Here is a 14768-nt window from a genome sequence, read left to right as displayed (position 1 = left end):
TCACCTTATCAAATCCATGTTCCTAAGCGACTAGCGCGGGTAACCACTCAGAGTAGTGATTCAGCAGATCGGCAGGATCTTTGTAGACGGCGGAACAACCCGCTTCTCTGAGCCGCTGCTCTGGAAATCCACCGCAGAGAACGCCAATCGTGGTCAGACCGATGCGGCTTGCAGCTTCCGCATCATAGGGGCTATCTCCCACCACCAAGACTTGCTCCTTCTTCAGTGGACTCAGCTTTTCCAGTGCGGCCTCAAAAATGTCCGGTTCTGGTTTGGAGCATTCCACGTCTTCAGTGGACGTGGCATCATCGATCAGCGAGCCAATATCCAGCATTTCAATGTAGTGCTGGATTGAAGCGGGTCGGCCAGAAGACGCTAGCACAATTCGAATGCCGTCTGCCCGTAAGCGATGAAACAGCGCTTTAACCTCTGGAAACGGCTTTACCTTGGGCAGCAGCTCAGACTGGTAATAATTTTTGCGATCGCTAGAAATGGCATCAACGACCTGCTCAACTTCATCCTCAGGCACAAACGACTCGACGATATATTCGCCGCCTTTGCCAATGTGCTTTTTGACCTCTAGATAGGGCACTTCATAACCATGCTTTTTGAATGCGCGTTCCCACGCCTGGGCATGAAAACCAACCGAATCAACTAATGTACCGTCGATATCAAAAATAATGCCTTGAATTGGAGTTGTCATATCTGGAACTAAAATATTTTGGATTGTGGATTACATAGGTCTAGCTAACCTGCGATCGCAGGTTCAATCCCAGTACCGGACGATAGAGACCCACCTTATCAATTGGCTGAAAATTCCCTCTTGCTTGCCCCCTGTTTCCCTGCTTCCCTGCCCATCCTGTCCCATTCACATTCATCGATCAATCAACGAGAAACAGTACCCCCGATGTCTGACCCTCGCCGCCCTAATCATTCCCGCTTTGCCCTGGCCCGCTATCCGACGCTGATTGGCTTCACGGCCATTTTGATGTGGTCTACTCTGGCGCTGCTGACAACGCTGAGCGGCGAAGTGCCGCCGTTTCAGCTCACGGCGATGTCGTTTACCATTGCGTTTTGTATTGGCCTCGCGCTGTGGATACGTCAGGGTGGCAACATACTGCATCATCTGCGACTGCCGCCCCAGGTTTGGCTGTTGGGCATATTCGGCTTATTTGGCTACCACCTTTTCTACTTCGTGGCGCTGGATCGAGCACCCGCAGTGGAAGCCAGCTTGATTTCTTACCTGTGGCCGCTGCTGATTGTGGTGCTGGCGGCATTACTACCCGGTGAACGGCTGCGCTGGTTCCATATTGCAGGTGCGATCGCAGGTTTTATTGGCGCAGGATTGTTGGTGACCAAAGGCCAATCGTTTGCCTTTGAGCAGCAGTACAGCCTGGGCTACCTAGCGGCGCTGATCTGTGCCCTCACCTGGTCGAGCTATTCGTTACTGTCTCGCCGATTAGGCAAAATCCCAACCAATGCGGTCGGCGGCTTTTGCGGCGCAACGGCAATCCTGGCCTGGATTTGCCACGCATTATTTGAACCGACCGTTTGGCCTGTCGGCAGCCAGTGGCTAGCAGTCGGTTGTATGGGACTTGGCCCAGTCGGGCTGGCCTTTTTTACCTGGGACTACGGCGTCAAGCATGGCGATATCAAGCTACTCGGCGCGTTATCCTACACCGCCCCTTTGCTATCGACTCTGTTGCTGATTCTATGTGGTTTAGCGGAGCCAACCTGGAGCGTCATTTTGGCTTGCTTACTCATTGTGGGTGGTGCCACTCTGGCTGCCGGAGAATTTTGGCAAGTGTTCGTCAAGCCTCGACCCTAATTCTGCATCTAAACCGGAGCGATATCGCGGGGATATCCTTTGACATCAGCCAATGCTGAAGCTGAATTTTGATCGCTCATGGGAATGACGCTAAACGTGCCGTTTGTTTCAAGCACCACTGCTTCTACCTCTTCTACTGCCGCAATACCATTGGAGCGAATAGAAGCCAGTACTTCTCGTTTGGTGACGCGCTCTCGCTGTAGGGCAGACTGCTTAAATTCGCCTCGATAAAGCAGCAGCGTCGGTTCTGCTTTCACTAAGCTTTGAACTTTAGAAGAATGTACTGACAACCAGCTAACGAAAACTTGTAACGTCACCAGTAAGCCAAATCCAAACAAGCCTTGAATCAGCGAAGTACTGCTGTTGAGCACCATGGCAGCCAAGATGGAACCAAAGGCAATGGTGACAACAAAATCAAAGGCATTCCATTTGGCTAGCGTTCGCTTACCGGAAATTTGCAGCAAAACGATAACTCCAAGATAGCCAAGCACCCCCACTACAAGTGTTTGATAAAGCGATGACCAGTTATTGAATATCATGTTTGCTTCTCCTACAAAATCGGATTTGGCATGACCGCCAAGCCAGCTTATTGTAGGCAGTGCAGCTCAATTTACCATCTGGCGCTCGAAGGATTAGTCTCATGCCATCAAGCAAAAAGGCACGCAACGCGTGCCTCTGACTCTACTACTGGTAATATCGCTGCTCTAGCCAAGCGCGAATTTCATTTTGCGATGTTGCTACGAACGTTTGACGCGTCACTGGATCATAGACTGACCAAATCGGCGTGCCGTCATAGTTAATCCGTCGCCGGATAATCGGCTCGGTGCGATCGCGAGTCAGTGCTTCAAATATGGCAATGCTGACTGATTTGAGCGCGGTTTGAATGGAGGAGAGCGTCCGCTGACGAAATGAGGGGGCAGCAGAACTTTGATAGAGGGTTTCAAGCTGTTCCCGGTCGGGGCAATTGGCTGGATTTACCATGAGAAGTAGCCTCCGGTGTGGCGGTAAAGATGGATGTCTCTGGAATGCATCTAACATAGCGAGAGGCTGAAGGTAGAATCAAAGCCGTTTATCTATCACATTCATGAAAGAAATCGATGACCCTCAAATTCGAGTTCTGCTGGTGGATGACCAAAGCATTCTGCGCCAGGGACTGCAAGCTTTACTGGATTTGGAACCCGATTTAGACATTGTCGGGGAAGCCGAGAATGGGCATTTAGCCCTGCAAAAACTGGCAGAACTTGAGGCTCAAACCCAGCTCCCGGACGTGGTGCTGATGGATATTCGTATGCCCGTCATGGATGGCGTGGCGGCAACTGAGGCAATTCACACTCAGTATCCCAATCTGAAAGTGTTGGTGCTGACGACATTTGATGAGGATGAGTTAGTGGCTGCCGCGATGCAGCGGGGCGCAGTCGGCTACTTGCTCAAGGACACGCCCTCGGAAGAGCTAGCCGACGCGATTCGGGCCGTTCACCGGGGCTACACCCAGTTTGGGCCAGGGATTCTGCAGAAGCTAATGGCGGCACAGGTTAACCCGTCACCGGAACAGAAGCCAGAACTCCCAGATGGCTTTACGGAGCTAACGCCGCGCGAAAAGGAGGTACTGCGCCACTTGGCGACAGGTGCCAGCAATCGCGAAATTGCTCAGGCACTCTACATATCTGAAGGCACCGTCAAAAATCATGTCACCCACATTCTGAGCCGCTTAAATTTTCGCGATCGCACCCAAGCCGCTATTTTTGCCAACTCGGTACTACATTTACTCGATTGATCGCAAGTTGATGATTACGCTGGTGAGTTTGATCGCCCTGTTATCCGTCGCTATTTTGGTTGAGATATTTACGCAACGCAACGTTGAAACGTTAGAACAGTTAAAGGACGCGGCATCGGTAGCGCTCTGATTCGATTTGCACTTGATTGGATGACAGAGGCCGGAATGTCAATTGCGATGGTCGAAATCGGTGGCGATCCCGGTCATGCCCCAGCCCATTACGTCTATGAAAAAGCTGGCTTCGAGCTATTTCCAATCGCCAGATATTTCAAAAAACTCCAAGTTACACGATTGGAAGAATAGACTTTATTGGAAATAAAGTTTTTGGGGGGTGGAAATTGTTTTGTAGCGCGGTGGAGCTGCGCTACAAAACAATTTCCGATAAAGTCTAATAAAACGACAGAATTAGTCGTTAGCAGAATTATGCCGCTAACGCCTAATTCTGTCGTTCAAAAACAAAAAACTATCGCAGTCTTGCCTCTAACTTTTGGGGCAAATCGGCCTGAAGAAACTGCTCCTGCTCACCCGATTCAAGCCACTTCACCTGTACAGTCTTGTTGGCCGCTTCATCGTCACCGATGATGATGCAGGCTTTGGCTCCACTGCGATCGGCGCGCTTAAATTGTTTGCCGAAAGCACTGCCACTGAGATCGAGTTCCGCTGTGTATCCCGCCTGCCGCAGACGCTGCGCCACCAGCAGAGCTTGAGCTTCTGCCTGCTCGCCACGAGACACCACATAAAGATCAACGGTTTGTGCCGTTGACATTTGCCGCTGTTGCAGTAGAAGTGCCAAACGCTCCAGGCCAATTGCCCAGCCTACTGCTGGGGTATCCGGGCCGCCCAGTTCCGCAACTAAGCCGTCATAGCGGCCACCGCCGCAGACCGTTGCCTGAGCTCCCAAATCATCTGACTGAATTTCAAACGCCGTGTGGGTGTAGTAATCCAAACCGCGCACCAAACAGGGATTCAGCTCATAGGTGATGTCTAGATCCGTCAGCAACTGCTGCACCTGATCAAAATGGCGCTTCGAATCTGGTGCCAGATAGTCCAGAATGCTGGGGGCCGCTTTGGCAATTTCCTGGGTTTTGGGGTCTTTGCTGTCGAGAATCCGCAGCGGATTGCGGGTCAGTCGATCTTGCGAATCCGCATCTAGGTCAGCTTTGTAAGGGGTTAGATATTCCACCAGCGCATCGCGGTAGCGCTGTCGATCGTCGCTGGTGCCGACGGAGTTGAGGGCAAGGTGCAGATTTTGCAGCCCCAATGATCGCAGAAAATCGGTTGCGATCGCAATTACCTCCACATCGGCTCTGGGATCAGCACTGCCCAGTACCTCCACACCAATCTGATGAAATTGGCGCTGCCGTCCCGCTTGTGGACGCTCATAGCGGAACATGGGGCCGGTATACCAAAGCCGCTGCACACCACCCTGAGCATGCAGCTTATTCTCAATGTAGGAGCGGACGACGCCTGCCGTACCCTCTGGCCGCAGTGTCACGGAGCGATCGCCGCGATCCTGAAACGTATACATTTCCTTGCCGACAACATCAGTCGCTTCACCGATGCCTCGTTCAAACAGCGCTGTTTGTTCAAAAATCGGCGTACGAATTTCCTGATAGGCCGCCCGATGCAAAATTTTGCGGGCCTCCGCTTCCACCATCTGCCAGCTTTTCACCTCGTCGGGCAGAATATCCCGCGTTCCTCGTAACGCCTTAATCGCACTCATGATTGATTACAGTCCTATCGACTCTGCTGCTGTTTAGAATAAGAGCTCAAAACAAAAGGCTTGCCGCCGCACAGCGGCGACAAGATTCTCTTTCCTTTTAATGCAAAATGCGAGTGCTACATTGGGTGCAGCACTGCCAAACTGTATGAAAACTTAATGCGTTCCTATCCTATCAAGTTAGCTTGCCGGAACTAAACTGAGCAGAACAATAAAGCCGCATGATACCCAGTCACAGTTAGGAACGCAGCGTTTCCCATGCACCGAAGCGTTGCCCATAGTAGGCCAGAATTTGCTCCGCACGATGATAGGACGCTTCATCATCAGTTTTATGTCGGATGCGGATGCCGCCGATTTGGCTTTGCTGGTAGTCAAAGATTTGAGACTGCTGCCGCAAAAGCTGTACCTCAACTCCATCAACCTGCTGCAAATGCGCAGCCACTTCCCGATAAACCGCCAGCGGTAGATGAGGACAGCACAATTGATATTCAGACGGAAATTCAAACGTTGGCGATTTAGCCATTGGACTGCTGCTTAATCGTGTTGTTTAGATATTTGGATGATTTTCGTCGGTTGTTTCGTCAGTTGATGTCAGTTTACAACCCTATTGGAGTGGTTCATTGCTGCGCGAATGTACCCTACGGTAATGCCCTCATTTAGGTTTGTCGTAGTACTAACCGCAATTAAGCAATGCTCTTACCTTGAACATCAGAATTTTCCAGAGAACCATTGTGAACCGTTTTCTCGTCAAATGGAGGCAAAACGCAGCAGTTGACATTATCTAGACAAACCTTACCGGATTCTAGCGCCCAGCGAAACAGAGCAACGCGATTACCAGTCGCCGTTTTGGTCAAAATATTGCTGATATGGTTGTCCACAGTCCGCTTACTGATATCGAGTTCTTCGGCGATCTCTTGATTGGTTAAGCCTTTCGCAACCATTTCCACGATTTGGATTTCTCGCTCAGAAAGGGCACTGTGCATGTGAGACTCACCGCTCGCCATAGTCATTCCTACCTGTGTATATGTACTCATCTACCCTAGATTCTAAAGGGTTCTCGCTGAAAGAGGAGGGGATTTATGACATTTTGAAACCCTCACCCCGGAAGAAATTTTCCAATTGCCCGAATTTGGACGTAACCATTCAGCGGGCCGACATTCAGCGGGTAAAGTGTTTCATCTTATAACTCAGATTTATGATTTCCTCAAACTTTTTCATTGTTACGTTAGAAAATGCAGAGATTTAGTCAGGATAAAACTCATGTTGAAATTCAGGCACTGTGGACTGCATCAAGCAAGGAAATCTGCGATCGCACCTTACCCCACCCTTCAACATGCGCTAAAAATCTTCAGCACCTTTTGTCTCCTACTCATGTGCTGGTTCAGCATTGGCCTATCTCCTAACCTAAGTAGCCCAGGCCATCACTTCGCCTATGCGGAGGAACAGCCGGATTTCGATATCGTGCCAGCAACGCCCACATTCAACACGTCTGATATCCAAGTTGACGACATTTCATCCGAGAAGATTAGCCAGTTTGTGCAGGCATATGTTCAAGTGGTTGAACTCATTGATCAGCGAGAAGCCGAACTCCAGCAAGCGGAAACTGAATCCGAATCGCTGCGGATTCAGCATGACATCGTAGCGGAAGCATTTAGCCAAATTGAGGAAACGGGGCTCAGCCAGCAAGAGTATCTACAGCTTTTGGGATTGGCAAATATCGACCCAGAGTTCGGCGAACGGATTGCAACTCAGCTTGAAGAGATTAAACCGTAGGAAGTGAGGCGTGAAAAGTGAGGAGAAGGCAAATTAAGTTGGCTCATGTTCAGCATTTGAACGTTGGAACGTTGGAACGTTGGAACGTTGGAACGTTTTCAGAATTTTCTACTGTCCTAACTGATGTGGCTACGGCTATAGCAGCCAGGAACCTTAAGACCCAATACCCAACACCCAGTACCTAGCATCCCAACACCTAGCACCCAATCCTCCGTGCTCAACCCTAAGCCAGAAGCAGGCGAACCTTTTTAAATGCTTAAAGAAGAGAAATGGCCGATCTAGAACAGGGGAAGCCTTTGCTAATCTATGGCAGGTGCTTCATTCTGTGAGTTGCCTTCTCGTCTGAGGAATTTCGTCGTGACCAGCCCCCGTGTTTTGTGTTTAGGAGAAGTGCTGTTTGATTTACTGGCGGATCAAGCCGGACAGCCGTTGGAGTCGGTTTCATCTTGGACAGCCTATCCTGGCGGGGCTCCGGCCAATGTAGCCTGTGCGCTCGTCAAACTGGGGACGCCTGCGGCTTTTATTGGCTGCGTAGGTCAAGATGCACCGGGTGAGACGCTTGTGAACCTACTGAATGAGATTGGCGTTAATACTCAAGGGGTGCAGCGACATGCCACCGCACCGACGCGTGAGATTTATGTAGTGCGATCGCAAACAGGCGATCGCGAATTTGCCGGGTTCAAGCAATACGAAACGACTGCATTTGCGGATACCCGTTTACAAGCAGATCAGCTTGATGTACAGCTTTTTGATGAAGCTGACTTTCTGGTACTGGGTACGCTGGAACTGGCCTATCCGGATACGCGAGCTGCGATCGCAGCGGCACTGGATTTAGCCGAACAGCGCTATTTGAAAGTCGCGCTAGACGTTAACTGGCGACCCGTTTTCTGGCCTGATCCTGATGCGGCTCTGCCCCTGATTCGGGATATTCTGCCGCGTATCGACTTTCTTAAACTGTCGGAAGAAGAAGGGGAATGGCTGTTTGGTACGACTGATCCAGGTGCGATCGCACGTCAGCTTGAAGATATTGAAGCGGTTTTTGTCACTCAGGGAGCCAAGGGCTGCGCCTACTATATATTAGGTAATGAAGGTCGCGTTCCCGCCTTGCCAGTGGAAGTGGAGGACACGACGGGCGCAGGCGACGGCTTTTTGGCCGGAGTAGTGCACCAGCTTGCCACTCATGGGCTAGTTAAAATCGACCATCCCGACCATGCGCGGCAGATTGTCACCTATGGCAATGCGGTTGGTGGTTTGACTACAACTCGACCAGGTGCGATCGCAGCTCAGCCAATCCGGTCAGAGGTGGAGGCGTTTTTGTTTTTGTTGAAGCAGGAGCAGCAGGAGAAGTAAAAGGAGTGAGTGCTGAGTGTTGAGTGAATTTAGGTTACTTTACGCCTCACTCCTCTCGCCTCACTTCTTATTTCGCCTATCCACTCCCGTGTTCCAAAGGATTGACAAGCTAGTGCAGCTATTTCCGCCGCAGATTGCAGTGCTTCGGGAAATGATTGCTGTTGAATGAAATGGCAAAATGCGCCGTGAAAGATGTCGCCTGCGCCGAGGGTATCGACAGGCTGGATGTGGGGAACGGGGAGGGAGTTGCGATCGCACCTTTTCCCGTCCACAACCTGATACTGAATTGGCTTCTCGCCGTGGGTTACAGCCGCATAGGGGATTTCCAGTTGGGCCAGATAATCCAATACCTGCTCAGTTGTTTCACAGCGCGGCGGCAAAAAGTTGGCGGACGCAATCACATAATCGGCTAGCGGCAAGACTTCCTCAAAGCCGGGTTTCCAACTGCCGCCGTCGATAATAACGGAAATATTTTGCGCCTGAGCGTGACGTGCGATCGCATATCCGACTGCCATCTGATGTCCATCAATCAGCACTAGATCAACGCCTTGCAAAATGTCTTTGGGAATTTGGTCAAACGTGGCCTGTCGCTTTTCGGCATTGCGAGACACCACTGCGCGATCGCCTGTTGCGGCGGTAACAAAAATCGACGACATGGGCGGCGGCGTGCTCAGCTCAGGCTGGAGGTCAATCAGCTTGGCCTGCTGCTGCTGAAGATCGGCGTTAATCAGCGTACAAAGCGGATGGGTGCCCAGAACTCCCAGAATTTGAGCGCTAGAGCCAAGTTGTTGATAGGTGACGGCGGCATTGGTTGCGGGGCCACCAGCGGCAATCACTTGGGCGTTGGCAACCATCTTTTCGTTGGCCTGGGGCAGATGCTCAACCTGATAAATCAAGTCGAGCGTAATTAACCCGATAAATAGTCCCTGGGACGGCATGGTGAAGGCAAACGAACAACATGACAATCAATAGGAGTTTAATGCATCTCTGGCAACGGTCAGAGTGCGATCTCACTTTTTAGGAAAGCTATAATTCAGGCAAGATCTGCGATCGCGCCTATGTGGATGGTGATTGAATGAAAGCAATTGAAACGACGGCAACAGTGGATGAACAGGGCTAGCTAAAAAAGTATGCCTGCTAAAGACCTTTTTCACGATGCCGTTCGTCATGCTCTTGAGAAAGAGGGTTGGACGATTACGGCTGATCCGCTGATTTTGACGATTGGTTTGCGTTCAGTGTTTGTTGATCTGGGTGCGGAAAAGCTGATTGCAGCGGAACGGGGTTTAGAGAAAATAGCTGTAGAGGTGAAAAGTTTTCTCAGTCCTTCGCCGATTAGTGATTTGGAAAATGCTTGGGGGCAGTTTTTCCTATACGCTAGGACCCTACAAAAACAAGAGCCGGAGCGTCTTTTATATCTAGCTGTGAATGAAACTGTTTTTCAAACCTTATTTGCAGAAGAGGCTGGACAGCTCTTGCTGGAGGAACCTGGTTTTCGGCTAATTGTATTTAATCCGACTACTGAGGAAATTGTGCAATGGAAACCCTAAATCAATGGCGAGAAATTCTAGAGCAGATTCTTCAACACTATGCTGAGTTGCCTTATCCCTATGAAAACGTTCAAACCTATGTGTTAGTGAGTCGGGATGGCAACCACTTTATGCTGATGCATGAGGGCTGGCAGGAGCATCGTCGGATTCACGGCATGGTGGTTCATGCGGAAATCCGAGATAGCAAAATTTGGATTCACTATGACGGTATAGAAGGCAGCATTACGGAAGATCTCGTGGCTGAGGGGATTCCGAAAGACAAGATTGTGCTGGCATTTCATCCACCATATATACGTGAGCATACGGGATATGCGATCGCATAGTGAACTGCGATCGCAAGTTTCCATATCGCATCTACACCCACTGGAAAAGTGCGATCGCACTAAAATCAGACAGGTAATAATTGATTTAGCTTGATGGGTGTGGCTGGAGTTGCATGGAGTTTGAGTGGGATGAAGCGAAGAATTTAGAAAATATTCGCAAGCATGAGATTGATTTCGCTGATGTCCCTGAAATGTTTGATGGCCCAATGCTAACTGAGCTAGATACTCGATTTGACTATGGTGAAGACCGCTGGTTTGGGATTGGGTTTCTGGGAAATGGCGTAGCGGTTGTTGTTTGGACAGAGCGACGAAACGAAGTAATTCGGATTATTTCAGCACGACGGGCAAATCGATATGAACGACAAAGATTTGAACAATATCTCTCGTACTAATTGGGAAGCATTGGAGTCGATGGATGATGAAAGAATTGACTATTCTGACATTCCACCGTTGACGGAAAAATTCTTTGAAAATGCGACGTTGCGAATTCCTGCACCGCAAGCGCAACGGCTGGTCAAAATTGATCCGGATATTCTGAAGTGGTTTCAGGCTCAGGATAAGGATTACAGTGTTTTAATCAATTCGGTTTTGCGCCGCTATATTGAACATGAAGGGGAACAATCGACTATATGAGACATACGATCTAATACCGTCACGTCGTTGCACCAGAATTCATCGACAGCCCGTAGCACTGTCTTATAATGCTGTTGAGTGAACAAACGCTAACAATACAAGCATTATCAAATTTCATAAGCCATAATATTGCCCGAAGGCTGTCACACTGATAAAAATGGATGATCCAAAGGCGCGTCGTAAAGGTCGTTTATTTCTTACTGTATTTGTAGTTGGTTTAATTATTGGATCTTTACTCACAGCAGGTATTGCTGGAGGACTTGCATATTTATATGTCAGAGTTAGCAAGTCCTCTATTGTCATTTCTAGTGGGGATAATGGTCTAAATGTCGCGACAACAGGAGATGGTAGTCCATCGATAGAAGGGAATGAGAATGAAGTTGATATTGGGGATGGAACACAAGAAACAGAAGGTAATGGTAGCCCCATAAGTGAAACAAACAATCCTATCAACGGTGAAGATATTTCTTTAGGGACAAGCGTTGGGATTATTACTGCTGGGCGTGATGTAATAATTAGAGCTGAAGACCCAGAATATCAAAATGAAGAGCTACCTGGTTTTTTCCCAGAACAAGGATTTAATGTTGAGCCTGCAAAGTTAGAAGAATTTGAAGGCGCAGATCTATTTACTCGTGATCTGTTGGTATCAGGAAATGCCGATTTTAGCAATTCAGAGATACTTATACTGGGGAGAATTTATAGGCCGATTTTCACGGTGAATCCATATGGTACAACGGTTGAAAGAGTTGCCTTTAAGCTAAATGGCCAGCAATCAGGGATTTTACTTCAATTTGGAATTGAAGATATATCAAGTGGAGATGTAGATTTAACGTATCAAGTAGAGATTTCTGCTGACGGGAAACCAATTTGGTCAGGTCAATGTATCTATGGGACAAACCAGCAACTTATCTCAGTTCCTTTGGAAGTACCTGAAGCAGATAGTTTAGTCATTGAATACTCTTTAGAGCGTAGAGCTCGTATGAATTTGCCTTTGAGCTTTACGCGGGCTGAATTACTATATAATTGAGTGCCTGATTCAGTAGAATTTTTCGTGAGGTTTTGGGTCACCATAGATTTTTCACAACCTTATCGGCAAAAAGTAGATTCACTATTGCACAACACGCATTACATCTCTTCACCAATAGGACATTCAAGACTGCCGTTGTTTAATTGAATAGACGACAAATTTGGAAGAGGATTAAGAATTCCATCAACTTCACACATGACTGATTCTAATCGATTTCTGTTTTTAGCGGTTATGCTTAAGTAACTATTTAATTCTGGTTCTTTTGAGATAGCAGCACTCATAGCTAGCAGGTCGCTAGATTCAACACGATAGGAATAGTATTCAGTTTCTTCTGGAATTCCTTGTTGCAGATCTTCCATTGTTGAAGCAAATCTGGACTCATCTAGATAAATTGCTTGTTGGGCACGATTCATTGAGCCAACATAAGTTTTTGCTTCAGATTGAAGAGCCACTAATGCTCCTACAATAGGAACACTATCTACAGTGAGACTATCAACCTGTTGTAAGGCGTAAGTATCAGGATCAAGAGTAAACAGGATAGAGTTTTCATTCCTAGATATTCGAATAAAACCACCTTCCTCTGCCTCTTCCCACTGTTCATCTTCAAAATACAAGTCTAACTCTGAACTATCTTCAATAATTTCATATTTTCCTGGAATCTCTAATGAGTCACGAGAACCGCGAATTTTGACTATCAAATTATCTTCATCTACAAATTCAATACCTACAGCTAGTTCAATACCTAAGACATTACTTTCTAGGTGTTGATACTTTTTCCCTGTAAGTGAGTCGGAATTCTTTATAAAACTGCAACCGTTAACCATCGTTAGGCAAACAATCGTAGCTGATGTCATAAGATGCTTCATAACATATCCTCAAGTCAACTGAGGATATGATTCCCATTATGTGAAAGGGTATAACATCATGCAGGATTCTATCGCTAATTAATGATCTTCAGATAGTAGAAGCAGGCAGCAGCTTTCATGTTATCTATTTGAAAAGTCACCATAACCGCAACCAGCCAAACATCTGCGCTACCGTCCACTGCAATCCCTGCGCTAACTTGGGTACTGGCACAACCTTATCTGTCAACTCCAGTGCAACTGCCAACTGTCCCGACTCATACACCAACACTAACTGCTCCGCCGGATTAATCAGCCAGCCCATCTCCGCTTCATGCTGCAAACAGTGCAGAATATTACTCGCCACACGAGTTGCCGACTGATCTGGACTGAGAATTTCAATCATCCAGTTGGGAGCCACGTTGAATTGATTGGCAATCAAGCCATTTTCATCGATTGGTAGTCGATCCCAGGCAAACACCGCAATATCTGGCACAATTGAGCGCCCGCCAAACGTACAACGCAACTCCGGCAGCGCCAAGGCAACCCGTTCATCCTCCGTCACCGCATTAATCGAGTTCGTGAGCTTCTGCTGAATGCGGCTATGTTGACCTTGGGGCATTGGTTTCTGAACAATTTGGCCATTGATATACTCGCTGGCAGGTTTAGTTTCCGGCAGTTCTAGAAACTCTGTCAGCGTCAGTGCAGTTGTCGGCAGCTTGACCATGAGCAACCATCCCAATTCGCACATTGGTTTTCATTGTATCGAGCGCCAGTAGGGGTTTAACTATCTGGCACAATAATCTCTCCAGCTTTTACGGAGAGAATTTGCGAGGATTTAAGCCATTGGGCATCAAACGAGCCTAAATGCGTTGTTGTAATCAGCGTTTGAAAATGATCTTCAATCGCGTCTAAAAGTTGATCTTGGCGATGCAGATCCAACTCTGCCAATACATCATCTAGCAATAACAGCGGCGGTTCACCCACGACTTCCTCAATTAGCTTCAGCTCAGCCAGCTTCAGCGCCAGCACCAGCGTCCGCTGCTGTCCCTGCGAACCATACTGGCGGGCAGGCGTTTCATTAATCGTGAACTCCACCTCGTCGCGGTGGGGGCCGACAAGGGTTGTGCCTTGATGTCGTTCTGCGATCGCACGTTGGCCAATCTTATCCAGAAAGGCTTGCTGCACCACCGACTGCTCTTCATCGGCAAACGGTACGCTCGGCAGATAGCCGATTTGCAGTTCTTCTGTGCTGTTGCTGATCGCTTGGTGCCAGTCTTGGGCAATGGGGGTGAGTCGTTCCAATACGCGCAGGCGGCGGCGGATTACTCGCGTTCCGGTCGTTGCCAGTTGAGCATCCCAGATCGCCAGTTGGGTTGGATCAAGTGAGGGTGGGGTAGAGCCTTCCTCCTCGGCTCGTCGCTGCTGGCGCAGGATGGCGTTGCGCTGGCGCAGAACTTGGTTGTACTGCTGCAAGATATAGGCGTAGAGCGGTTCAAGCTGCATCAAGAGTGTGTCCAGCCAGTCGCGCCGCTGACTGGGGCCACCCCGCACCAAGTCCATATCCAGGCTGGAAAACTGAACGGCATTCAGCGTTCCCAGAAAATCAATCTGCCGCCGCAGCGTTTCCTGGTTCAGCACCGCCGTGCGGCGACCGCTGCTGCGTACTGTCAGCGTCATATCCATCACGCCAATGTCGCGATCGGCCACAGCGCTGATTTGGCCAGCATCGTAGCCATCCATAACCAAATCGCGATCGCGGGATACCCTATGCGATTTTAGGGTCGCCAGCAGCTCAACCGCTTCTAGTAGGTTGGACTTACCTTGGGCGTTATCTCCCACCAAAATCGTCTTCGGCGCGTGAAAATCCACCCGCTGATCGGGATAATTACGAAACTGGCGCAGATGCAGAGTTTTCAGATACATGTAAACGAAAGTGTGGAAGACGCGG

The 14768-nt window shown here is 48.8% G+C and carries 21 protein-coding genes; 10 read left to right on the top strand and 11 right to left on the bottom strand.

Translation table 11 applies throughout. From position 1 onward, the window contains the following. Nucleotides 1–22 precede the first annotated feature (22 nt). Together AC286M_RS31790 and AC286M_RS31785 are read right to left on the bottom strand one after the other, a co-directional pair. Nucleotides 23–703, bottom strand: coding sequence for an HAD family hydrolase (locus AC286M_RS31790; RefSeq protein ID WP_488208216.1), 681 nt, complete (start codon nt 701–703; stop codon nt 23–25). A gap of 40 nt (nt 704–743) precedes the next feature. Beyond that, nucleotides 744–878, bottom strand: a complete 135-nt coding sequence (locus tag AC286M_RS31785) for a hypothetical protein (protein ID WP_488208215.1) — start codon at nt 876–878, stop codon at nt 744–746. A gap of 29 nt (nt 879–907) precedes the next feature. Between AC286M_RS31785 and yddG the strand changes: the two genes are divergently transcribed. Next, nucleotides 908–1828, top strand: coding sequence for an aromatic amino acid exporter YddG (yddG, locus tag AC286M_RS31780; protein ID WP_488208214.1), 921 nt, complete (start codon nt 908–910; stop codon nt 1826–1828). 8 nt (nt 1829–1836) lie between these two features. Here the strand turns inward: yddG and AC286M_RS31775 are convergent, their stop codons facing one another. Beyond that, nucleotides 1837–2367: a DUF421 domain-containing protein gene (locus AC286M_RS31775; protein WP_488208213.1), complete on the bottom strand. Its 531-nt coding sequence runs from the start codon at nt 2365–2367 to the stop codon at nt 1837–1839. A 145-nt stretch (nt 2368–2512) separates the two neighbouring features. Continuing rightward, nucleotides 2513–2809: a hypothetical protein gene (locus AC286M_RS31770; protein ID WP_488208212.1), complete on the bottom strand. Its 297-nt coding sequence runs from the start codon at nt 2807–2809 to the stop codon at nt 2513–2515. Nucleotides 2810–2912: 103 nt separating this feature from the next. Between AC286M_RS31770 and AC286M_RS31765 the strand changes: the two genes are divergently transcribed. Both AC286M_RS31765 and AC286M_RS31760 read left to right on the top strand, forming a co-directional pair. Then, on the top strand, nt 2913–3602 hold the full coding sequence (locus AC286M_RS31765; protein ID WP_488208211.1) for a response regulator: 690 nt from the start codon (nt 2913–2915) through the stop codon (nt 3600–3602). Between the two features lie 114 nt (nt 3603–3716). After that, complete coding sequence (locus tag AC286M_RS31760; protein WP_488208877.1) at nt 3717–3905, top strand: N-acetyltransferase; 189 nt, start codon at nt 3717–3719, stop codon at nt 3903–3905. 160 nt (nt 3906–4065) lie between these two features. Here AC286M_RS31760 and hisS read toward each other — a convergent pair whose 3' ends face one another. The 3 genes from hisS to pedR form a co-directional block, all read right to left on the bottom strand. Then, nucleotides 4066–5325, bottom strand: coding sequence for a histidine--tRNA ligase (gene hisS / locus AC286M_RS31755; RefSeq protein ID WP_488208210.1), 1260 nt, complete (start codon nt 5323–5325; stop codon nt 4066–4068). Nucleotides 5326–5560: 235 nt separating this feature from the next. After that, complete coding sequence (locus AC286M_RS31750) at nt 5561–5845, bottom strand: hypothetical protein (RefSeq protein WP_488208209.1); 285 nt, start codon at nt 5843–5845, stop codon at nt 5561–5563. Between the two features lie 160 nt (nt 5846–6005). After that, a complete protein-coding gene (pedR, locus tag AC286M_RS31745) occupies nt 6006–6332 on the bottom strand; it encodes a photosynthetic electron transport-dependent transcriptional regulator PedR (protein ID WP_488208208.1) in 327 nt (108 codons plus the stop codon). Nucleotides 6333–6582: 250 nt separating this feature from the next. Between pedR and AC286M_RS31740 the strand changes: the two genes are divergently transcribed. Next, nucleotides 6583–7095, top strand: a complete 513-nt coding sequence (locus AC286M_RS31740) for a DUF4168 domain-containing protein (protein WP_488208207.1) — start codon at nt 6583–6585, stop codon at nt 7093–7095. A 357-nt stretch (nt 7096–7452) separates the two neighbouring features. After that, a complete protein-coding gene (locus AC286M_RS31735; protein WP_488208206.1) occupies nt 7453–8445 on the top strand; it encodes a carbohydrate kinase family protein in 993 nt (330 codons plus the stop codon). A gap of 29 nt (nt 8446–8474) precedes the next feature. On the opposite strand, the gene AC286M_RS31730 is transcribed toward AC286M_RS31735, so the two are convergent. After that, nucleotides 8475–9383, bottom strand: coding sequence for a sugar kinase (locus AC286M_RS31730; RefSeq protein ID WP_488208205.1), 909 nt, complete (start codon nt 9381–9383; stop codon nt 8475–8477). A 192-nt stretch (nt 9384–9575) separates the two neighbouring features. Between AC286M_RS31730 and AC286M_RS31725 the strand changes: the two genes are divergently transcribed. The 5 genes from AC286M_RS31725 (at nt 9576) to AC286M_RS31705 (ending at nt 11975) form a co-directional block, all read left to right on the top strand. After that, nucleotides 9576–9992 (top strand): element excision factor XisH family protein, encoded by a 417-nt coding sequence (locus tag AC286M_RS31725; RefSeq protein WP_488208204.1) that lies wholly within the window; start codon nt 9576–9578, stop codon nt 9990–9992. Continuing rightward, the gene (locus tag AC286M_RS31720) at nt 9980–10315 is read left to right on the top strand and encodes a XisI protein (RefSeq protein ID WP_488208203.1); all 336 of its coding nucleotides are present in this window, start codon (nt 9980–9982) and stop codon (nt 10313–10315) included. Before AC286M_RS31725 ends, AC286M_RS31720 begins: the two co-directional genes overlap by 13 nt. Nucleotides 10316–10428: 113 nt before the next feature. Next, entirely contained in the window at nt 10429–10707 is a 279-nt protein-coding gene (locus AC286M_RS31715) for a BrnT family toxin (protein WP_488208202.1), read from the top strand. Further along, the gene (locus tag AC286M_RS31710; protein ID WP_488208201.1) at nt 10670–10948 is read left to right on the top strand and encodes a BrnA antitoxin family protein; all 279 of its coding nucleotides are present in this window, start codon (nt 10670–10672) and stop codon (nt 10946–10948) included. Before AC286M_RS31715 ends, AC286M_RS31710 begins: the two co-directional genes overlap by 38 nt. A gap of 157 nt (nt 10949–11105) precedes the next feature. Continuing rightward, nucleotides 11106–11975: a hypothetical protein gene (locus AC286M_RS31705; RefSeq protein ID WP_488208200.1), complete on the top strand. Its 870-nt coding sequence runs from the start codon at nt 11106–11108 to the stop codon at nt 11973–11975. A gap of 98 nt (nt 11976–12073) precedes the next feature. Here the strand turns inward: AC286M_RS31705 and AC286M_RS31700 are convergent, their stop codons facing one another. The 3 genes from AC286M_RS31700 to recF all read right to left on the bottom strand — a co-directional run bounded on the left by AC286M_RS31700 (nt 12074) and on the right by recF (nt 14743). Next, nucleotides 12074–12829 (bottom strand): type IV pilin-like G/H family protein, encoded by a 756-nt coding sequence (locus AC286M_RS31700; protein ID WP_488208199.1) that lies wholly within the window; start codon nt 12827–12829, stop codon nt 12074–12076. Nucleotides 12830–12977: 148 nt separating this feature from the next. Then, nucleotides 12978–13568 carry a Uma2 family endonuclease gene (locus AC286M_RS31695; RefSeq protein ID WP_488208198.1) on the bottom strand — a complete coding sequence of 197 codons (591 nt, stop codon included), beginning with the start codon at nt 13566–13568 and terminating at the stop codon, nt 12978–12980. A 32-nt stretch (nt 13569–13600) separates the two neighbouring features. Further along, nucleotides 13601–14743 (bottom strand): DNA replication/repair protein RecF, encoded by a 1143-nt coding sequence (gene recF / locus AC286M_RS31690; RefSeq protein WP_488208197.1) that lies wholly within the window; start codon nt 14741–14743, stop codon nt 13601–13603. Between the last annotated feature and the right edge of the window lie 25 nt (nt 14744–14768).

The organism is Thainema salinarum CENA647, assembly GCF_057732415.1.
The sequence above is the reverse complement of the archived record's forward strand: the minus strand, read 5'-3'. Positions and strand labels throughout refer to the sequence as shown.